This window comes from Billgrantia aerodenitrificans (assembly GCF_021404405.1).
Lineage (GTDB): Bacteria > Pseudomonadota > Gammaproteobacteria > Pseudomonadales > Halomonadaceae > Halomonas > Halomonas aerodenitrificans.
Genome location: NZ_JABFTV010000006.1, coordinates 148,993 through 168,934, shown reverse-complemented (window position 1 = coordinate 168,934; position 19,942 = coordinate 148,993). Strand labels below are relative to the sequence as shown.

18 protein-coding genes are annotated in these 19,942 nt (G+C 63.9%); 8 read left to right on the top strand and 10 right to left on the bottom strand.

Annotated features, from left to right (window positions below):
* Positions 1-10: 10 nt before the first annotated feature.
* The 4 genes from HOP59_RS12855 to HOP59_RS12840 all read left to right on the top strand — a co-directional run bounded on the left by HOP59_RS12855 (position 11) and on the right by HOP59_RS12840 (position 3,761).
* Positions 11-991 (top strand): type II secretion system F family protein, encoded by a 981-nt coding sequence (locus HOP59_RS12855; RefSeq protein ID WP_234254196.1) that lies wholly within the window; start codon positions 11-13, stop codon positions 989-991.
* A gap of 36 nt (positions 992-1,027) precedes the next feature.
* Positions 1,028-1,978, top strand: coding sequence for a tetratricopeptide repeat protein (locus tag HOP59_RS12850; protein WP_051004628.1), 951 nt, complete (start codon positions 1,028-1,030; stop codon positions 1,976-1,978).
* A gap of 63 nt (positions 1,979-2,041) precedes the next feature.
* The gene (locus HOP59_RS12845) at positions 2,042-2,494 is read left to right on the top strand and encodes a TadE/TadG family type IV pilus assembly protein (RefSeq protein WP_010627863.1); all 453 of its coding nucleotides are present in this window, start codon (positions 2,042-2,044) and stop codon (positions 2,492-2,494) included.
* Position 2,495: 1 nt separating this feature from the next.
* Positions 2,496-3,761, top strand: a complete 1,266-nt coding sequence (locus tag HOP59_RS12840) for a pilus assembly protein TadG-related protein (RefSeq protein ID WP_010627864.1) — start codon at positions 2,496-2,498, stop codon at positions 3,759-3,761.
* A 68-nt stretch (positions 3,762-3,829) separates the two neighbouring features.
* Here the strand turns inward: HOP59_RS12840 and HOP59_RS12835 are convergent, their stop codons facing one another.
* Complete coding sequence (locus tag HOP59_RS12835; protein WP_010627865.1) at positions 3,830-4,756, bottom strand: helix-turn-helix transcriptional regulator; 927 nt, start codon at positions 4,754-4,756, stop codon at positions 3,830-3,832.
* Between the two features lie 227 nt (positions 4,757-4,983).
* On the bottom strand, positions 4,984-5,955 hold the full coding sequence (locus HOP59_RS12830) for a Bug family tripartite tricarboxylate transporter substrate binding protein (RefSeq protein ID WP_234254195.1): 972 nt from the start codon (positions 5,953-5,955) through the stop codon (positions 4,984-4,986).
* Between the two features lie 158 nt (positions 5,956-6,113).
* Here HOP59_RS12830 and HOP59_RS12825 point away from each other — a divergent pair, with 158 nt between their 5' ends.
* On the top strand, positions 6,114-7,319 hold the full coding sequence (locus tag HOP59_RS12825) for a BaiN/RdsA family NAD(P)/FAD-dependent oxidoreductase (protein WP_234254297.1): 1,206 nt from the start codon (positions 6,114-6,116) through the stop codon (positions 7,317-7,319).
* On the opposite strand, the gene HOP59_RS12820 is transcribed toward HOP59_RS12825, so the two are convergent.
* From HOP59_RS12820 to wecB, 4 genes are read right to left on the bottom strand one after another with little or no spacing between them, the layout of a single operon-like run.
* Entirely contained in the window at positions 7,311-8,168 is an 858-nt protein-coding gene (locus HOP59_RS12820; RefSeq protein WP_234254194.1) for a DUF4434 domain-containing protein, read from the bottom strand. The two genes, HOP59_RS12825 and HOP59_RS12820, sit on opposite strands and share 9 nt — an antisense overlap.
* Positions 8,168-11,203, bottom strand: a complete 3,036-nt coding sequence (locus HOP59_RS12815) for an NfrA family protein (RefSeq protein WP_234254193.1) — start codon at positions 11,201-11,203, stop codon at positions 8,168-8,170. The genes HOP59_RS12820 and HOP59_RS12815 overlap by 1 nt, the downstream gene beginning before the upstream one ends.
* The gene (locus HOP59_RS12810) at positions 11,200-13,377 is read right to left on the bottom strand and encodes a glycosyl transferase family protein (RefSeq protein ID WP_234254192.1); all 2,178 of its coding nucleotides are present in this window, start codon (positions 13,375-13,377) and stop codon (positions 11,200-11,202) included. The genes HOP59_RS12815 and HOP59_RS12810 overlap by 4 nt, the downstream gene beginning before the upstream one ends.
* Positions 13,374-14,525: a non-hydrolyzing UDP-N-acetylglucosamine 2-epimerase gene (gene wecB / locus HOP59_RS12805; protein WP_234254191.1), complete on the bottom strand. Its 1,152-nt coding sequence runs from the start codon at positions 14,523-14,525 to the stop codon at positions 13,374-13,376. Before wecB ends, HOP59_RS12810 begins: the two co-directional genes overlap by 4 nt.
* Positions 14,526-14,752: 227 nt before the next feature.
* Here wecB and egtB point away from each other — a divergent pair, with 227 nt between their 5' ends.
* The 3 genes from egtB (at position 14,753) to HOP59_RS12790 (ending at position 17,750) form a co-directional block, all read left to right on the top strand.
* Positions 14,753-16,069, top strand: coding sequence for an ergothioneine biosynthesis protein EgtB (gene egtB, locus HOP59_RS12800; protein WP_234254190.1), 1,317 nt, complete (start codon positions 14,753-14,755; stop codon positions 16,067-16,069).
* 1 nt (position 16,070) lies between these two features.
* A complete protein-coding gene (gene egtD, locus HOP59_RS12795) occupies positions 16,071-17,036 on the top strand; it encodes an L-histidine N(alpha)-methyltransferase (protein WP_234254189.1) in 966 nt (321 codons plus the stop codon).
* Between the two features lie 63 nt (positions 17,037-17,099).
* Positions 17,100-17,750 (top strand): ubiquinone biosynthesis protein COQ9, encoded by a 651-nt coding sequence (locus HOP59_RS12790; RefSeq protein ID WP_234254188.1) that lies wholly within the window; start codon positions 17,100-17,102, stop codon positions 17,748-17,750.
* A 43-nt stretch (positions 17,751-17,793) separates the two neighbouring features.
* Here HOP59_RS12790 and HOP59_RS12785 read toward each other — a convergent pair whose 3' ends face one another.
* From HOP59_RS12785 to HOP59_RS12770, 4 genes are all read right to left on the bottom strand, one after another.
* On the bottom strand, positions 17,794-18,132 hold the full coding sequence (locus HOP59_RS12785) for a YqjK family protein (RefSeq protein WP_010627871.1): 339 nt from the start codon (positions 18,130-18,132) through the stop codon (positions 17,794-17,796).
* Positions 18,113-18,514 (bottom strand): phage holin family protein, encoded by a 402-nt coding sequence (locus HOP59_RS12780; RefSeq protein ID WP_010627872.1) that lies wholly within the window; start codon positions 18,512-18,514, stop codon positions 18,113-18,115. The genes HOP59_RS12785 and HOP59_RS12780 overlap by 20 nt, the downstream gene beginning before the upstream one ends.
* Positions 18,514-18,846, bottom strand: coding sequence for an ElaB/YgaM/YqjD family protein (locus tag HOP59_RS12775; RefSeq protein ID WP_010627873.1), 333 nt, complete (start codon positions 18,844-18,846; stop codon positions 18,514-18,516). Before HOP59_RS12775 ends, HOP59_RS12780 begins: the two co-directional genes overlap by 1 nt.
* 79 nt (positions 18,847-18,925) lie before the next feature.
* On the bottom strand, positions 18,926-19,942 hold the full coding sequence (locus tag HOP59_RS12770) for a phospholipase A (RefSeq protein ID WP_010627874.1): 1,017 nt from the start codon (positions 19,940-19,942) through the stop codon (positions 18,926-18,928).

The window sequence follows — 19,942 nt, the reverse complement described above, 5'->3', positions numbered from 1 at the left end:
GGAAGCCCGCATGAACGTTTCAACCGCTTGGCTCGAAAGCGTCAGTGGCCTGCTGAAGGGCCCTCAGGCCATGCAGCTTGGCTTCGCCGCACTGCTGGGCATGGCCGTTTTCAGCCTGATGGTGGCGCTGGTGCTGCTGGTGATGGGACTGTCGGATCCGCTGCGGCGGCGGCTCAAGCATCTGGAAGCCAGCGCTGAGGTGGCCGGTGGGCATGGCAAGGCGGATGAGAGCGGGCTGGTCCAGTGGCTCGGGCCCATGGGCGAGAAACTGATTCCAGAAAAGGATGAGGTGCGCAGCCGGATCGCTACGGAGCTGCGCCATGCCGGCAAGCGCTCGCCATCGGCCGTCAGCCTGTTCTACGGCATACGCCTGCTGCTGACCGTGGTGCCGCCACTGCTGGTGCTGCTGCTGATCATCCCATTCGTGCGCCTGCCCCCGATGGTGGCGGTACTGCTGCTGATCATCCCGGCCATCCTCGGCTACCTGCTGCCGCGCTTCTGGCTGGAGCGGGCGATCAAGCTGCGCACTCAGCAACTGCGCCGCGGCCTGCCCGATGCCCTCGATCTGCTGGTGGTGTGCAGCGAGGCCGGCCTGGGGCTGGGCGCGGCGATTCAGCGGGTGGCCCGCGACCTGGAGGTGAGTCACCCGGAGCTGGCGGACGAGCTGCACCTGTTCGGCATGCAGACCCGTGCCGGGATGGACAACAAGACCGCACTGCGTGACCTGGAGGAGCGCACCGGGGTGGAGGACATCCGCGGCCTGGTGACCACGCTGCTGCAGAGCATGCGTTTCGGTACCAGCATCGCCATGACCCTGCGCCTGTTCGCCGTGGAGCTGCGCGACAAGCGCACCCAGGAGGCGGAGGAGAAAGCCGCCAAGGTCAGTACCAAAATGCTGTTTCCCTTGATCTTCTGTGTCTTTCCCAGCTTCTTCGTGGTGGCTTTGGGGCCGCCGCTGCTGGGTGCGGCGGCCGCCCTGGCGGGGCGCTGAGTCGGCCAATGTCATCAACGAGTGGGAGGGATTGTCATGAAAATCACTACACGATGCCGTGCGGCCTGCGCCGTTGCCACGCTGTCCCTGGCACTGGCCGGTTGCGCTGCCACCGGAGGGGGTATGTCCCAGGAGAGCGACGTCTACGGTGCGCTGGGCGCCGGTGGGTCGTCGGTCGCCTATGGTACCGCCTTCCCGGTGGGGTCTCCCGAGGAGGCCTACCGCAACGGCGAGGCCGCCCTGCGTGCCGGCGACGCCGATCGCGCGCTGTTCGAGTACCTGCGCGGGTTGCGCATGGAGCGGCGCCCCCAGGCCGAAGCGTTGTACCGGGTCGGCATCATCCACCACGGTCGCGGCAACCATGAACTGGCCGACATGGCCTATCGCTGGGTGCTGGAGATCGATCCGCGCCATCCCGGTGCCGGCACCGCGCTTGGCATCATCCTGATCCAGCAGCGCGACTATGACCAGGCCGAGCGGTTACTGGCGCCAATCGCGGCGCGGCGCGATGCACCCTGGCAGACCCACAACGCCCTGGGGGTTATCGCCGACATGCGCGCCGACCACGCCACGGCACAAGGCCACTATGCGCGGGCCCTGGAGACGAACCCGAGAACGCCGCTGGTGCTCAACAACCAGGGCTACTCACGCTACCTGGCCGGCGACCTGCCGGGGGCGCGTCAGGCACTGCGCCAGGCGCTCAACGCCAATCCCAACTATGACCTGGCCTGGCGCAACCTGGGGCTGGTGCACGCCCGCGAGGGCGACTACGACACCGCCATCGAGGCGGTGGCCAGAGGCGGCGACCGGGCCAAGGCCTACAACGACATCGGCTACATCTCGATGCTCGAGGGGCGCTATCAGGATGCCCTGGGCTTCTTCGAGGAAGCCATGCGGCTTTCGCCGGCCTACTACGTCACCGCCAGTGAGAACGCCCGCAGTCTGGATCAATTGATCCGTCGTAATGGAGGCGAGGTCATCAACTGATCGCCCGGGCAGCGTTCCGGCATCGTCATGACCGGAGCGCTTCCCGAGCAGGGAGGGCCAGGCATGAAAGCAATACGCTCGGCGCGCCGGCAGCGCGGCTCGGAGGTGGTGGAGTTCGCGATTTCGGCGGCACTGCTGTTCATCCTGCTGTTCGGCATCATCGAATTCAGCGTCGCGCTGTTCGACAAGGCAACGCTGACCAACGCCAGCCGCGAAGGAGCCAGAACCGGCATCCTGTTCCGGCCCGAACCGCGCGACAACGGGAACGAGAACGCCGCCATCGAACAGGCCATCCGCAACTATGCCGAACAGTACCTGATCTCGCTGGGCGGGCCGGCGAGCATGACCATCGACATCCAGCGCATCGACCGCAACGGCAACGGCCGCTTCGATTCCGGCGACGAGATCGTGGTCAGCGTCGACTACCCCTACCAGTTCCTGCTGCTGCCCGGTTTCATCGGTACCCTGGGCAACGTGCTCGAACTCAATGCCACCACCGTGATGAGGGCGGAATGAGATGAACGTTCGCAACGTAAGGCGCGGCCGTTACGGCTCGCCGCAGCGCCAGCGCGGGGTTTCCATCGTGCTGTTGGCCGTCGGTCTGTTCATGCTGCTGGCCTTCACTGCCCTGGCGGTGGATGGCAGCAATCTCTACGTGGCCAGAAACGAGCTGCACAACGCTGCCGATGCCGGCTCCCTGGCCGGCGCTCGGATGCTGTATACCGCCGATGGCAGCTCGGTCAATGCGGATGCCAACCAGATAGCCACCGATGCGGCCATGGCCAACGACAGCCAGAAGGAGGCAGTCGAGGTGTTGAGTGCGCTGCGTGGCCACTGGAGCTTCGCCACGCGCACTTTCACCCCCAATGACTCCCTCGATCCGGTGGATCTGTTCGGTCGTACCGCCGAGGATCTCGATAGCGACCCCAATTTCATCAACGCCGTGGAAGTGGTGACGGCCCGCCAGCAGAGCCAGGTGGCGGCCTTCTTTGGGCGTATCTTCGGCTTCGAGGGCTACGACGTGACGGCGCGCTCGGTGGCCTACATCGGCTTCGCCGGTAACCTGCGCCCGGAGGACGTGGACCAGCCCATCGCCTTGTGCCGACAGGCGCTGGTGGACCCTTCGGGCAACTACTCATGTAGCGTGGGCCGCTTCATCCCCGAGGGCGACCAGACCGGTGGCTGGACCAATTTCAAGCACAATCACAGCGGAGCATCCAGCGCCAGCGAGCTGAGGTCGTTGGTATGCGGCGATGGCAACCCCAATGAGCTGCGCTTCGGTGAGAACATCGCCACCAACAACGGTCAGGTCAACTCAGCCTTCGGCGATCTCTATGACTGCTGGGTGGAGAAGACTGGCAAGCAGAGCGTCTGGACCCTGACGCTGCCGGTGATCGACTGCGATTCGGGTGTTGCGCCGAGCAATCCGCTGATTGGTGCCGTGACCGTCAACATCGTATGGATGAACGATCAAGCCAACCAGATCGACCAGAGGGCGCCCCAACAAATGCAGCTGCCGCCGGAAAACAGCGGCGGCACCTCGCCAGGCACCTGGAGCCATAGCAGTACCAGCGGCGTGGATCGCTGGAACAGCTTCGTGAATACCTTCAACTTGCGCAAGGCCAATGGGAGCATGGCCCACTGGAACTCTCAGCCACAGCAGAGTGGCTGGCAGCAGAAGAGCATCTACTTCCTGCCCAGCTGCAGCTATCACGATCCCAAAGGTCAGACGGGGGGCGAGAACTTCGGCATTCTGGCGCAGATACCCGTCCTGGTGGATTAGTTGGTGGGGCAGTCACACTGGCGCCGGCGAGAGCCGGCGCCATCGTTTTCGCCTTGTTCTCCCGTGGCTCAGGGCGAGACTACCTGGGGGCAGGTTGAGTCTTGCAGTTGGTTGGTGCTGATCAAGGGGCGAGAGGCCGGGGTCAGCTTGTCGTACGGATTTATCGGCATCGGTTCCACTACAGCGGCGCTGGCGGGTGGCTGAAGGTGCAAGCGCTGACGGTAGTGTGTCGGCGTATGGCCGACATGCTTCTGAAAGGTTCGCGTGAAGTAGGAGAGATCGCGAAAGCCGACGCTGAAGCAGACATCGGTGATGGACGTGCGAGGATTGGCCAGCAATCGCTTGGCTTCGTCGATGCGCCGCTCGAGCAGGAATCCCTGGAAGGTGTTGCCGGTGAGCTTGCGAAACAGTCGGCTGAGTTGAAACGAGGTGATACCGCACTGCGCTGCCACTTCCGCCTGGGCCAGCTTCTGGTACAAATGCTGCTCGATATAGCTGATGGCCCGCTCCAATTGGATCTGCTGGCTGCTGGTCGTGCAGCAGCGCAAGCGCGCTTCGGGCGGAATCCTATTGACGACGGCGGTCGCCTGTTTACGTTCTTGCGAGCCGGGATTGAGCGATCGTAACTGAGCAAGGCTGGCCACCACGCCTATGAACCTGGCCAGGTCGACGGGCTGTACGAAGTAGTCCCAAACTCGAGTGCGAAAGGCCCACACCGCCAGGCTTTCCGAGTGTGCTTGGGTGATCATCAGCAGGGGCACCGAGGCCGCGTGCTGCTTGGCTTGTCTGAGATCGGTAAGGCCCTTCAGATCAGGGTAGTCATACTCGAAGCAGGCAACGATGGGGGGATTAGAGAGCAGAATCGGAAGCGGGTCCTGCTCTGCCCCGACGAACTCGATGCGATAACCCTTTTGCCTTAGTGCAACCACATAGTCTCTTTCTTCAGGCTCATTCAGTGTGCGTAATACGATGAGTACGTAGGCGTGAGCGGACATGAGCGGTGTCCCTCCTGAGTCCCTTGCGTATGTTACTTTATGTGTTTTAGTTCTTGAGGCCTACTTTGCTCTTGTTTATTAGTAATGTCGGCGTGTAACCTTTTGTGATGGGTTGTCTTAGCCAATGTAATAGATGGCGAGGAAATATCTGGGTGATATTTCTCAGGCTGAAGTATTACTTTTCTAGTCAATAAGACCGGCTCCGAGGAGCCGGTCTCGTGGGTCAGTCACTCTTCCACGCCGCCCATCTCTTCGATCAGTGCGGCGAAAGCATCGCGCTGCTCGTATAGGGTGTCGGTGAGTTCTTCCTCGTTCATGTACTGTACCGGCAGCAGCAAGCGCTCTTCGGTCACTTCGATGAAGCGCTCGTCCTGGGTGGCCGCCTCGAGGGCCTCGGCCAGCCGCTCGGCACGCTCATCGGATACGTCATGCGGCAGCACGGCCATCAGGATGTCGCCCGGTGTGATGTCGTAGCCGGCTTCCACCAGGGTGGGGGCATCGGGAAAGGCCACCAGGCGATCGGCAGCCAGGCTCAGCAACACCGGCATCTCGCCGCTGTCGGCATAGCCCGAGTGGGTGCCGCCGCTGTAGGCGAAATCGACGTCGCCGGAGAGAATCAGCGGTGCCATGCCGGCGCCGCCTTCGGTAGGCACGATGCGCAGATCGAGTCCTTCCTGTTCGGCAATATAGTCGATGATGAGCCGGTCCTGAGCGGTCTGGGTGGCATAGCTCACGCCAGGGTTCTCGCGCGCGTATTCCACCAGCTCCTCCCAGCTGTCGCCGAAGGGGCGATCCTCGCCGGTGACGAAGCCGGCCTGGGCCAGGGAGACCGCACCGACATAGCGGAAATCGTCCAGCTCATAGTCGGTCTCCATCGCCAGCGGGGCGAAGGTCAGCGGCGAGGAGGGGCCATAGAGGAAGGTATAGCCATCGTCGGTATTGTTGGTCAGGCGGGTCAGGGCCACTCCCATGCCGGCCCCGGGCTGGTTCACCACGTTGACCGGCTGGCCCAGTTCCTCTTCCAGTACGTTGGCCAATACCCGGCCCTGGATGTCGGTGCTGCCGCCCGCGCCGAAGCCGATCACCATGGTGAGCGGCTGGCTGGGAAAGTCGTCGGCATTTACGGCAGTTGCTCCTACGGCCAGCAGTGATGCCAGGGCAACGGAGCTGGTCAACAGTGCCTTCTTCGGATACGTCATCGTCAAGCCTCTAACTTATTGGAATGATGTTTCTTCTGTTGGCTCAGTAAACCTAGTACACTAACGAGGCGGCGATCCTCCCGCCGTGGGTTTGCCCGCTTACAGCTGCTAGAATGCGCAGCCTCGAAGTGGCAACCCGGTGGGCGACGCAGGTGAGCATGCAAGCGGATGTGGTGGTGATCGGCGCGGGCGCCGCCGGACTGATGTGTGCTCTCACGGCGGGCTACGCCGGGCGGCGTGTGCTGGTACTCGACCATGCCAACAAGCCGGGCAAGAAGATCCTCATGTCGGGCGGCGGGCGCTGCAACTTCACCAATCTGGCCACCGGCCCGGCCAACTTCTTCTCCGCCAATCCTCACTTCTGCATTTCGGCATTGAAGCGCTATCGCCCCGAGCATTTCGTCGAGCTGGTGGAGCGCCACGGCGTGGAGTACGTGGAGAAAGCGCCGGGCCAGCTGTTTTGTGCCCACTCGGCCAAGGATCTGCTCGGCGTGCTGCTCGCCGAGTGCGAGTGGGCCGGGGTGGAGTTGCGCTTGAAGACCACCGTGGAGCGCATCGAGAGGGCGGGTGAGGGCATGCGGCTCGCCACTTCTGCCGGCCGCATCGAAGCGGGCGCGGTGGTGATCGCCACGGGCGGGCTCTCGATTCCCACCATGGGTGCCACCGGTTTCGGCTATGACGTTGCCCGTCAATTCGGCCTCGACGTGACGCAGACGCGTCCGGCGCTGGTGCCGTTCACCTTGACCTCACAGTGGAAGGCGCGGGCGGCCGATCTGGCCGGGGTGAGCTGCGACGTGGCGGTGAGCGCGATACGTGAAGGCCAGCGCCTGGGGCCGGGGCGGCAGCGGTGCTATCGCGAGCCGATGCTGTTCACCCACCGCGGCCTCTCCGGTCCCGGCATGCTGCAAATCTCGAGCTACTGGCAGCCCGGCGACGAACTGGAGGTCGACCTGCTGCCAGGGTTCGACATTGCCGACGCACTGGCCGAGGCGCGCCAAGCGGCACCGCGACGTCAGCTCTCCACCTGGCTGGGCGAACGCCTGCCGCGCCGTCTGGCCCAGGCGCTGGTGGAGTGGCACGGCGAAGACCCCACCCTGGCCGAGCTCTCCAACTCCCGCATCGAGGCCTGGCAGGAGCGCCTGGGGGCCTGGCGGCTCAAGCCCGCAGGAACCGAGGGCTGGCGTACCGCCGAGGTGACCTTGGGCGGCGTGGACACCACGGCGATCTCATCGAAGGACTTCAGCGTCGAGGGGCTGCCGCAGCTGCGCTTCATCGGCGAAGTGCTCGACGTGACCGGCGAGCTCGGCGGTTACAACTTCCAGTGGGCCTGGGCCTCGGGCGTGGCTTGTGGCCAATCACTCTAGCGGTGCCGTCATCGCATCGGGTTCAGAGTCGAGCAGTATGCTGGCCCAGGGTCGATAGCGCAGCGAGAACACGGCGCTCGGATGGCAAGCGGGTGCCTCTGCGGGATGGTTTGGCTGTGCCTGGAAAGGGGCATCCGGCTCGCTGACCTGGACGAAGGCTTCGCGCACGATGCCGATGCGGCAGTCCAGGGCCTCGGCATAGGCCTGCCTGACCGGAAGAGGCAAGGCTTGGGTGCCGTGGCCATCCTGCCACCAGACCTGGATGCCGGCGTCTGTCAGCTCCCCCATCCAACTGGCGAAGACCTCGGGGGACAGGATGCCACCGCTGAAGGCGCTGATGTGCAGCGGCCGGTCGAGGTATGAGGCTAGCGATTGCAACTGGGTTTCGAGCTCAGCCCGGGTTGCCGGATTCTCGAACAGATAGTCGTCCAGCTCCAGTGGCATGTACCAGCCTGCTACTTCGAGCCCCCACGCTCCAAGAGCCTCATGCTGTTCCAGGGCGTGGCTCGACTGTAGATACCAGTAGCTGGCGAAGCGCCGGTCATCCGGGAGTATGCGATAGTACTCGGGGTCGTAGCGCAGGCCCAATATCAACTCCAATCCTTCACGCTGGGCGGCATGCAAGGCCGCCGCCAGCCAGCCATTGCGACCGCCGAAGTCGTCATCGCCGTGGCGTGTCCACTGTACGATCAGGGTATCCACGCCGTGATCAACCGTACTGCGCCATAGGGCTTGCCACTCGCTCTCGCTGAGGGTGGCGTCGCTGTTGTGCGGCTGGTAGAAAAGGCGCTCATCGGCGTGTGTCGACAGTGCCAGCAGCAGAACCAGTATCACGGGCGTTGATCGCATCAGAAATTGATCTCCAGGCCGGCCATGACGCCGTCTTCGTTACGGTGCAGTTCGCCGCCAAGCGATTGTTGATATTCGAGACGCAGGGTGACATTGCCGCGGTAGGCATTGTAGCGGTCCTCATCGAACCAGCGCTGCCAGCGCAGCCCTATCCCGGCACGGGTATCGTGCTGCCACCCCTCGGTCTCGCTGGCGCTGGCTTGCGCCATTACGTAGGGCTTTAGCGTCTGCGCACTCTCCGTTGGCAATTTGTACGTCGGGCCATGGCGATAGCGGGCCAGGGCGCTCTTGTTGCCCGAGCGTGTCCACCAGGCAAGATCGGTGTATAGCGAACGCTCCTGCCAGCGCGTCTCGTCGACGCGCCAGTCGTTGCGGTACTCGCCCTGGTCGAAGAAGCTGGCCGTCATGCGCAACAGCGGTTCGGTCAATGTCTCGCTCTCGTCACCTCTCAGGCTTCGCTCGTGGAAGAGTTCGGCGCTGAGGTTGAGATTCTTCTCGGCAAGTGGCTTGATGCGCAACCCGATGCCGGTTCCGAGGCGATCGTCGCCATCCAATGAGCCGCCCTGCTGTAAACGCCCATAGAGGGCGAGTTCGCGTCCTTTACCTGCTTGCGCTTCATCCAAAAGATGATCCCAGAGCAGGCTGGTCGTCGTCTGACTCCCACCGGTTCGGTCATCCGCCGTTATGGCTGACGGCGATGTGGTGGCGGCCACTGAAACACGGCTGCGCCGCGACAGTGCCTCATGCTGGCGTCGCATTTCGTAGCGACGCTGTGCCAGCTGTGTGGGTGTCTCGTCTTCGACTTGCAGGGGGCGCTGTGTCAGATCGATGCCTTCACGTAACTGCAGGCGTGCCGCCGAGCTGTCGCCGGTTTCGGCATGGCGGGCGGCCAAGGCAATACGCAGCCGGTGGTCCTCCGGGTATGCCGCCAGGCTTTGTTCGAGCAGGGGCAGGGCGCGTTTCCGCTGTGCCTCGTCTTCGCTGGCGGCAAGCAGCAGGGCATGGTCGAGCCGGTAGACGGGGTTGTCGGGGGCCCGCTCGGCCGCCTCGGCCAGCCACGCGCTGGCCTGGGCCTTGTCGCCGAGTGCGCGAGCGGTAGCCGCCGCGGCGTAGAAGCGCTGCGCGCCGGGATCGTGTTCCAGGGCCCGATGCTGACGGTGCCAAGCCGCTTCCTCGTTGCCCAGGGAAAGTGCAATCTCGGCTCCCGTTTGCCAGTCTTCGCCCAACTGCGGTTCGCCTTGCACCCAGAAGCGCTCTGCCTGGTGCGGCTCACCGGCGGCCAGAGCGCTGCGGGAGGCGGCCATGGCGGCAGTCGCATCGAGCGACTCCGGTGTGTATGTCTGCCATATGGCATAGGCTGAAGGGGCATCACCAGCTGCATGCAGGGCATAGGCGAGTGGCAGTTGGCTATCCGTATCGCCCATGGCCATGGCCTGACGATAGTGCACCACCGCTTCTCCGGGTCTCTCCGGCATGGCGCAGACGCCCAGCGCGTGCCATTCGCCGGCTTGGGTTGGTCTGTCGCCGATGCTGCTGGTGACGAGATCGCAGGCGTCGTCGTTAGCCAGTCTCACGAGCAGATGCCGACGTGGCCCCTCCGCCAGCTGCGGCAGCAGGGTTTCGACGCGCTGTGGTGACCAGGTGAGGTCGGGGTTGGCATAGAGTGAGGCCAGGCGCGCCAGTGCGCTGTGTGGCAGGCTGGCGCCGTGTCTGTCGAATGCCGGCTCGAGGAGTGCCAGGGCACGGTCTGGCTGGTCCTGGTCGAGGGCCAGGAAGCTAGCCTGGTCGACTGCCCTCGGATCGCCATCAAGCTGGTACAGGCGCTCCCAGAGGTCAGCGGCCAGTACTGTCTCGCCCGCCTGCTGGGCCAGCTCGGCGCGCTGCCTCAAGACGAATGCTCCCTGCGGCTGTTCGGCCAGCCAGTGCCGTGCCCGCCGGGTATCGCCACGCGCTTGCCACAGATGTACCAGCAGCGCCTGGCGCTGAGTTTCGTAGGGGGCCTGGAGGGTAGTGCTCAGAAGCACATCCGTGGTTTTCAATTGCTGAGCCAGTGCCAGCCACTGCTTGGGGTCCTCTTCGGGGTGGCAGTCGGCGAGCTCCTGACGAGCCCGAGCGTTGCTGTGATTGGCCAGCCACTGAGCCCGGTCGAGACAAGGCATGCCGGTGTCACGACCGAGGGTGGCAAATAGCTCGAGATCGCGAGTCTCCCGGGCCAGTTCGAGCAGACTCGCCTGTTGTTCATCACTCAATGTTTGCATGTCGCCCAGTTCCAGCAGCCACTGCTTGGCGCGCTCATGCACATCGCCGGCAATGGCGCGCTGGCTGGCGATCAGGCGCATTTCACGGGCGTGCTCCGGGTCCGGGGCATCGGTGAGCATGGCATCGGCGATAGCCAGGTTGCCGGCGTCGAGGTGGGCGAGCAGCAAGCGCTGCCAATCATCACCGGTGAGCTGGCCGCGTCCGGCGAGAGGAGTCAGCTCACGTTCCACTCCAGGCCAATCTCCGAGCCGCTCGGCCAGGCTGGCGCGCCAGCGCCGTAGCGGCGCCTCCTCCGCAGCAGGATCGATGCCCTCGAGCCACGTTAGAGCCTCTGTGGTTCCCTCACGTCTTTCCAGTGCCTGTGCGTAAGCCAGCCAGAGTCTTGTATGTGTCTCCGCGCGGGCCTCGTCCAGCCATGCCTGAATACGTTCGCGGTCGGGCGGGTCGTGTGCGATCCAGGCCAGGCGCAGCTCCAGCAAGGCCTCAGCGTCATTTCCCTCAGGTAGGCGCAGAGCTTCCAGTTCGGCGGCTGCATGGCGATGCTGCTCGGTCAAGGCCTGAACCAGGAGTCGCCGCGCTTCCTGGTGGTGCGGCACTCGCTCCAGCAGATGACGCATGGTACGTTCCACCTCGCTCCAGTCGTCGCGCTCCGCCTCGCGATAACCGCGGTCGAGAAACGGATAGCTGCGAAATGTCTCGAAGTCGCTGAGCTCATCGGCGCTCAGGTCGGTCACGCTGGGCAATAGCAGTAGCCCAACAAGCAGCGAATATCTCATTGTTCTCCTTGCTGGCGCAGCACATCCATCGCTGCGGCCTGCTCCTTTTTCTGTGCTGCGATGGCCTCGTCCAGCGTGGCCTCGCTGATCAGCCCCTTCTGCAGCAGATGGCGGCCGAGGGAACCGCTTTCGGGATCGAAGTCGATCAGCGCCTGGTTCAGCACCTGGGCGGGCAGGTGGCCACGCTCCTGAATCAGCTCACCGAGCAGCAATTGGTGGCGGCAATAGGTCTCCATCAGTGCGTTTTCTTCGCCCTCACGTGCCGGGTCCGCGGTGCTTGAACACAGGGCTTGCGGCATCTCTTGATGCAAGTACCAGTAGCGCAGGCCGACCGTGACGCGTCCCTGGGGCACGATGCGATAGCCGACGTCGCGTCGGATCTGGCGGCGGATGGCGCCGAGCACCACGGGGCTGAGCGGATCCTCGCTGGCCAGCACCAACGCACCCTTCTCCAGCGCAATGGGGAGTATTGCGTAGCGCAGGGCGAGCTTGGCGGGCAGAAGGGCGATGACTTCCCGCTGCAGCGCGAACGGGTCGAGCACTTGCCAGGGCTGTCCCGCTTGCTCGGCGAGAGCTTCCGCCAGTTGGGCGCTGGTGATATGACCCCGGCGAAGAAGCTCGCGACCCAGGCGGCGCTGGCGCGGACTGGTCAGCACCTCGTTCAGGGTCTGCCGGTCGATGAACCCTTTGGCGACCAGAAGGCTGCCGATGGGCTCGCGCCGAGCATCGCTCAGTACCGGAAACTCGTGGGTGGTCTTGTCCCAGGCCAGGCGCCGCTCCTTGCCGGCAGCGAAGTAGATGCGAAAGGCGCGAAGGTTGGCCAGAAAGTTGATCAAGTTGCTCCACATCATGCGGGGCATCGAGAGTAGACCCTGAAGGATGCCGTAATAGGTGGTGACGAAGAAGCAACGCTGCAGCAGCCGGTTGAGCAACAGAACGCCATTGATCACCAGCAGCCAGAAGAGCAGGTCGCCGACAAGTATCGGCGGAAAGCGCCAGGCATCGGGCAGCAGCCAGGCGCTGACCCAGAGGGTCAGCAGCACCAGGAAAAGCAGGTTCACCAGCAGCCCGATCGGATAGGCGATCAGGCCGCGACGGTCGCGCCACAGGAAGTAGAGCGTAGCGGGGCCACCGCGCCAGCCAAGGCTGCGAGTGCCTTGGAAGACGATCCCGGTTATCCAGCGCGATTTCTGGCGTACGATGGCTTTCATGCGCTTGGGGAAATGCTCACGCACGCAGATCAGATTGCTGGTGAACTTGCTGGTGCCCCAGCGTCGTTCGCGAAACGGGGAGAGCTGAGGGTCGCTCACCGAGTAATGGGCAAGAATGCCGCCCAGCCCTTTCTGCTTGAGGCGAAAGCCGATGTCGTAATCTTCGGTCAGGCTCCAGGTATCGAAGGCAATGCCGTCGCCCTCTTCGAGCAGGGTGAGGATCGCCCGACGACTGAAGCAGGTGCCCACCCCGGCGCTCGGCACCTGACCGGCGAGAGCCTCGCGCACGGTCACGTCCTTGCCGTGATACTCGGCGAACTCGTCGATGTAATGACTGCCATTGAAGTTGCGCGCGCGAGGGACGAACGGAAAGACCGGCACCTGAATCAGATCCTTGGCCGGCAGCAGGTAGTTGAACAGGCGCAGCTCGAGCGGTGAAATGACGTCTTCGGCATCGTGCAACACGAAACCGGCAAAGGTGATACCGGCCGTCTGCTCGAAGCGCAGAATGGCATCGATCACGTTGTTGAGGCAGTCGGCCTTGCTGGTAGGGCCGGGACGAGCACAGACCACCTTGTGAACGTTGCCGAACTGAAGACACACCATATCGACTTCCTGCTGGGTGTCGGGGTCGTTGGGGTAGGTGCCAACGAAGATCTGATAGTTCTCGTAATCGAGATGGTGTGCCGCGAGGCGTGCCATCTCGCCTATGACCCCTTGTTCCTGCCAGGCGGGGATCATCACGGCCAGTGGCTGCTCCTTGGCTTCGTAAAGACGTGCCTCGTTGGCACGGGGCTCGTGCCGGTAGACACCCAGGCGGCGTTTGAGCCGCCGCATCCAGTAGACGATATCGATGAATAGGTCGTCGAGGCCGAGGATCAGCATGATCAGCGCCAGAAAAATGGCCAGCCATTTGAGGCCATACAGCAGATAAGCCAGCGAATCGATGAGCCAATAGGTCATGAGGCCGGCCTTCTCGTGCGGCCTGCCAGCCACTCTACGATGAACGACTCTATCCGCCTGGCGGCCTGACCGTCGCCGTAGGGCGAGGAGCTCGGGTCTGTCGGAGCGAGTTCGAGGCGCGACTCCAACACGTTGTGGGCGCATTCGTAGATAGCGTCGGGATTGGTGCCGACCAGCCTGGTACCTTCATTCGCCAGGGCTTCCGGTCGTTCGGTGGTGTCGCGCAGAATCAACAGTGGCTTGCCCAGCGTCACCGCCTCTTCCTGGATACCGCCCGAGTCCGTCAGGATCAGCTCGGCGTGCATCATCAGCCACACCAGGTGGCGATAGTCCAGCGGCGCAGTCAATATCACGTTGCGGTAATGTTTCAGCTCACCGTACACCGCTTGCTGCACGGTTGGGTTGAGGTGCACGGGAAAGACGAAGTCGACGTCGGTATGGCGTGACGCGAGTCTGGCGACGGCACGGCAAATGCTCTGCAGGCCGTTGCCATGACTCTCCCGACGATGGCTCGTGATCAGTACGTGCCTGCGCTCAGGCTGCAGACAGGCCAGCGGTGAGGTGTGGTCGGGGCGCCACCGGTGGTCGTCGATACGCTGTTTCATCCACAGCAGAGCATCTACCACGGTATTGCCGGTGACCCTGATACGGGAGGCCGGCAGCCCTTCGGCCAGCAGGGTGTCCCGGGCTGCCGGGGTGGGAGCCAGGTGCAGTTCCGCCAGTGTGTCGGCCATGCGCCGATAGTTTTCTTCCGGCCAGGGGGAGTGGCGGTTGCCGGACCTCAGACCTGCCTCGACGTGTGCCACCGGCAGTTGCAGATGGAAGGCGGCGAGCGAGGCGACGAAGCAGGTGCAGGTGTCGCCATGTACCACCACCAGGGCGGGGGAGGTCTCGTGAAAGTAGCCGTCCAGTTCCCGCATCATCTCACTCGTGAGACGCGTGAGAGAGCTGCCTTGTGGAACGGGCAGGCGAGCGGCGACGGGCAGCTCGAAGAGCTCAAGTACCTGTTCGAGCATCTCCTGATGCTGACCGGTAATGCAGAGCTGTAACTCGATATCGTCTCGCCCACGGAGGCGGTGTGCCAAGGGCGCGATCTTGATCGCCTCTGGGCGGGTACCCACCACCAAGGCGACGCTTGGTTTGGACATATCTCTTCTTCCTTGTTCGAGGTATGCCCTGCGTCAGGTAGTCGTCGCGACTAATGTACTTATTTGACTATTGTCTAATACGCTACAGAAGAAGTTTTCAGTTTTCAAACCGTAACGTCAGGCCCATTACGAAAGATAACCTTGCTGTCTTGGTGTCGCTGCTACGCTGGTTAAAACTGTTCGTCTGGATGGTTCGTCACGGATGTGGCTCGTCACAGGAGTGCGCCATGCCCCCCTTAGCTCATGAGTTGGCCTCCCCCCAGCAGTTGGATACGCCCGATACCCTGCACACCAAGGAGTGGCTGAGACGCTACCAGCGCATACGCCAGGCATCGGAGCGGCTGTGCGAGCCGCTGTGCACCGAGGACTACGTGATCCAGAGCATGGATGACGTCAGCCCGCCGAAGTGGCATCTCGCCCACGTCACCTGGTTCTTCGAAGCGTTCATTCTCGTTCCCTTCCAGCCCCGCTACCGACCTCTCGACCCCATCTACGACCACCTCTTCAACTCCTATTACGAGACCCACGGCGTGCCCTTTCCGCGGCCGAGTCGCGGTACGCTGTCGCGCCCCACGGTGGCCGAGGTGTACCGCTTCCGTGCCCATGTCGATACGGCCATGGCGGAGCTGCTCGAGTCGCCGCCACCCGAGCATGCCGAGGAGATCGTCCGCCGCGTCGAGCTGGGGCTGCACCATGAGCAGCAGCATCAGGAGCTGCTGCTCATGGACATCAAGCACATCCTGGCCCAGAACCCGCTGTGCCCGGCCTACCGCGACGACCTGGCACCACCTCAGGAGGAGGAGATCCCGGACGAGCTGGCCTGGCTCGAGCATGCCGCCGGCATTCGCGAGATCGGCCACGACCTGCAAACGGGCTTCGCCTATGACAACGAAGGGCCGCTGCACCGGCAGTTTCTCGAGGCGTTCCAGTTGGCCAATCGACCGGTGACTAACGCCGAGTTCCTGGCCTTCATCGAAGACGGCGGCTATACCCGCCCGGCGCTGTGGCTCTCCGATGGCTGGCAGCAGGTCGGCCAGGCCGGCTGGCAGGCGCCGCTGTATTGGGTGAAGCGCGAAGAGGGCTGGTACCACTACACCCTGGGCGGACTGCGGCCGGTCGACCCGCAGGCGCCGGTGGTGCACGTGAGCTTCTTCGAGGCCGATGCCTATGCGCGTTGGGCCGGGGCGCGGCTGCCGAGCGAGGCGGAGTGGGAGGTGGCGGCCCGGGACGCATCCATGGGCGGCAATTTCGTCGAGAGCGACCACCTGCAGCCGTTGGCCGCCGCGGCGCGGGGCAGTGCCGCGGCTCAGCTGTTCGGCGACGTATGGGAGTGGACCGGCAGCGCCTACCGGCCCTATCCGGGATTTCGGGCGCTGCCCGGCACCCTGGGCGAGTACAACGGCAAGTTCATGTCGGGACAGATGGTGCTGCGTGGGGGCTGCTGCGCCACGCCGAGCGATCACATTCGCCCGACCTACCGCAACTTCTTCCCACCCCACGCCCGCTGGGCGTTCTCCGGTTTCCGCCTGGCCAGGGAGGCATGACATGGACCCGTTCGTCACTTTTCACGACCAGCACTCACCGGCGGCGGCGGGTTCGCTGAGCCAGGAGCTGATGGTGGGGCTTGCCGCCACGCCGAAATACACCTCGCCCAAGTTCTTCTACGATCGCCGCGGCTCGGAGCTGTTCGACGCCATCTGCGAGCAGCCCGAGTACTATCCCACCCGCACGGAAGAGGCGATTCTGCGTGCTGCTGCGAGCGAGATCGCCGAGGCCGTGGGGCGCGACGCGACCCTGATCGAGCTGGGCAGCGGCGCTAGCCGCAAGGTGCGGCTACTGCTCGAGGCGCTGCATCCGGCCTGCTATCTGGGCGTGGACATTTCACGGGACTTTCTGCTCGACAGCACGCGCCGCCTGGCCACCGACTACCCCTGGCTGGAGGTGCATGCGGCCTGCGCCGATTTCTCGCAGCCGATGTGCTGGCCCGAGGGGCTGTCGGGAGAGCGTCCGGTGGCGTTCTTTCCCGGCTCGAGCATCGGTAACTTCACCCCCGCAGAGGCCGAGGCGTTCCTGGTGGGGCTGGCGCAGCTGCTCCCACCCGGCGGCGGGCTGTTGATCGGTGTCGACCTGATCAAGGATCGGGCGATACTTAACGCCGCCTACAACGATGCTGCCGGCATCACGGCGGCCTTCAACCTCAATTTACTGGAGCGGCTGCGCCGTGATTTCGAGGCCGAGGTGGAGCCGTCGCGGTTTCACCATCTCGCTTTCTACAATGAAGTCGAATCGCGCATCGAAATGCATCTGGTGAGTCGCTGCGACCAGGCCATTCGCTTGGCCGAGGAGCGTTTCTTCTTCGCCGAGGGCGAGAGCCTTCACACCGAAAATTCCTACAAGTACAGCGTGGCCGGATTTGTCGAGCTGGCGGGGCGCGCCGGGTTCGAGCCGTGTGCGCATTGGACCGATCGCGATGCGCTATTCTGCATCCACTATCTGGAGCGGGCGGCCTGATGGCGTCACCCGTAAACCGGGCTATGCTGCAAGCAGAACCATGCTGGAAGCCGAGGGCCACCCATGACCATGATCGCGATACAGGACTCTTCCCGGTCCGAAGCCTCTGCATTTGCCGATCTCGTCGTCGACGAGGCCGTGCGTCAGGCCGAGGAGCGCGGCTGGCAGGCGGTGCGGCTCTCGGATGTGGCACGCAACCTGGAGCTGCCGATGTCAGTGGTGCTGGAACGCTTTCGCGACATGGATGCCGTCGCGAATGCGTGGTTCCAGCGGGGCTGGCGCGCCATGCTGGCGGAAAAGCCGGAAACCTTCGATGACTGGCCGGAGCGGGTGCGCATCGAGCACTGCCTGCAGGCCTGGTTCGACACCTTCGCCGCCCATCGCCGGGTTACCGTGCAGATGCTCCGGACCAAGGCGCATCTGCCGCATCCGCACACCTGGGTACCGTTGGTGTTCGATCTGTCGCGCACCGTGCAATGGCTGCGCGAGGCGGCACGTCTGGAAGCCCGTTACGGCACGCGTCGCGCTCAGCTCGAAGAGGTGGTCTTGACCAGCCTGTTTGTGGCGGCGCTGACGGTGTGGGCAAGGGATACCAGCGAAGGGCAGCGCAAGACGCGTCAGTTCATCGACAAGCGCTTGAAGCGTGGCGAGAGCTGGATGCGATGGGTACCGAGCGGGGGAAAGCATAGGCATAGGGCCGAAGCGCAGCTCTGAACCGCCTTTCGAAGCCCTGTTCCGTTTGACTAATCCTAGGTGCTCAGCGAACCCGCTCCAGCAGGTGCCTTGCCCGATGCAGCAGCAGGGCGCCGGCAGCGATTTGCCTGGTCAGCCGAACGAGCATACGAGGATGACGCAAGCCAGCGACCAGCAGGGCGCCCCCGGCCAGATAAGCCGCTCCCCGGTAGTGCTTGATGAAGGGCTTGAGACTCTCCAGCTGCTGCCAGCCGGCATTGAGCCCCAGGGTGCCGTGCTTCCAGCGCTCCGCTTCCACCAGCAGGTCGATACGCTGCCGTTCGATGGCGGCGATGAGTTCGGCCTTGCGCTGGGCACGGCTCGCGGCAGCGGGTATTGAGGCGTCAACGTTGCGGCGTGTCACGCGGCTCCTCCATCAGGTGACGGTCCAGCGCGAGCTGAGCCAGTGTCTCCTTGAGCAGGGTATGGCGGCGCGCCAGGCGCATGCCCCAGAGTGCCATGCCGATGCCGCTACCCAGCAGCACCAGAGCGCTGATGCCGATGGCGGCCAGGCGGTGGGTGTCCCAGAACAGTACCACCACCAGCAGGGTCAGCATGCCCAGGCCCAGCAGCAGCAGCAGCAGGCTGAGCCCGAGCATCAGCAGCAGCGTGACGAGGCGGGCGCGCTCCTCTTCGAGTTCGAGAACGGCGAGGCGCAAACGCGTCTCGCCCGTCGCCACCAGATTGGCCAGAATTCGCTTGGCGATGCTGAACAGGCGTTGCGCCGGTCCTTCGCTTGCAGCCATCAACGGCGTCCGATGAGCATGCCGATGACGACGCCCACCGCAGCGCCGATGCCGATGCTGGTCCAGGGATTCTCGTGCACGTAGCGGTCGCAGGCGTCGGCCTGCTGGTGCATGGTGTCGCGTGCTTCGCCATAGAGCCGCTCACCGCGGGCTTCGAGTCGGTCGCGGGTGTCCTTCAGTCGCTGCTCGGCGCGCTCGCGCAGCTCCTTGATGTTGCTGCGAGAATCGTCGGCGGTGGCGTGCACCAGCTCCTCGATGGTGCGGGTGAGCTGGTGCAGGTCTTCCTTGAGTTGCCGAGTGGTTTCATCGGTATGCGGGGTGCGCGTTGCCATGACAGTCTTCCTCTGACGATGAATGACAGCCTCAGCATAGCACTCGCTGATATGAGATCAACGCTGCTCCTGTGGCAAGTCAGCGCACGCCACCGGCGCCGGTGAACAGCGGATTGACGCTGAAGCCGACGCTGATGCGTTGGTTGCGGTGGTCATAGTCGATCATGCTCTCGCCGTACCCGTAGAAGTACTGGACATGGCCGCGGATGTTGCCGAACAGGGGCCAGGAGTAGTCCACCTGGGTGCCCATGTTGCCGGGGCTGGGGTTGCCGCGCACCATGACGCTGGCCTCCTGGTCGCCGTTGAAACGGCGCGCCACGGTCACGTCGCCATAGCCCCAGTAGCGGTCGATGTCGGGATTGTCGTCGTCGCCGTCGGATTCGGGAATGCGCCAGTGGGGTGCCACTGCCACTGCCCAGTCGCCGCGTTGAAAGATGCTCTCCAGGTAGATGCGGTTCCAACTGCGCGAAAGCGGCATCGAGCGTCCGTTGGAGAGGTGATTGAAGGCCACCCGGTTGCGCGTGTTGGTCCAACCCAGGAAGCGCGAGGTGTTGTCGAAATCGACGAACACCTCAGGCTCGTAGTTGGTCTCGCGGAAGGGCGAGGAGGCATCGGTGTTGTAGGCCTGCCACCAGCTGCGCTGGGTGTAGGCGAAGTAGAGATCCCCGGTGGTGCCCAGGATGTCTTCGAGCAGGTTGACCTTGGCGCTGAACTGGAACTTCACCTCGAGATCGTTGGGGCTGCCGTCGGCATAGACGTCGCGAAAGGCCACCTGGTTGGGATGCGTGGTATAACTCAGGGGAAACAGGTAATTTCGCCGGTGCATGGTAATGGCCAGCGGGTTGCGCGTCGATTCCCGCTCCAGCTGACGGCGCTGGGCGATCTCTTCCAGCACGGGGTCATCCACCTCGGCATAGAGGGGGTCGTCCTCTGGTGGCAGAGCGTCGAGCTGAAGCCGCAATGCCTCCAGCTCGCCGCTCAACGCTTCGATGCGAGATTCGAGCGCTTGTCGCTGGGCATCGGCCTCGCCCATGGCGGAGGTGGGCAGCAGCCCTAGCACGGCGGCGCTGGCGAAAAGAAGGGAACGGATGGTCAT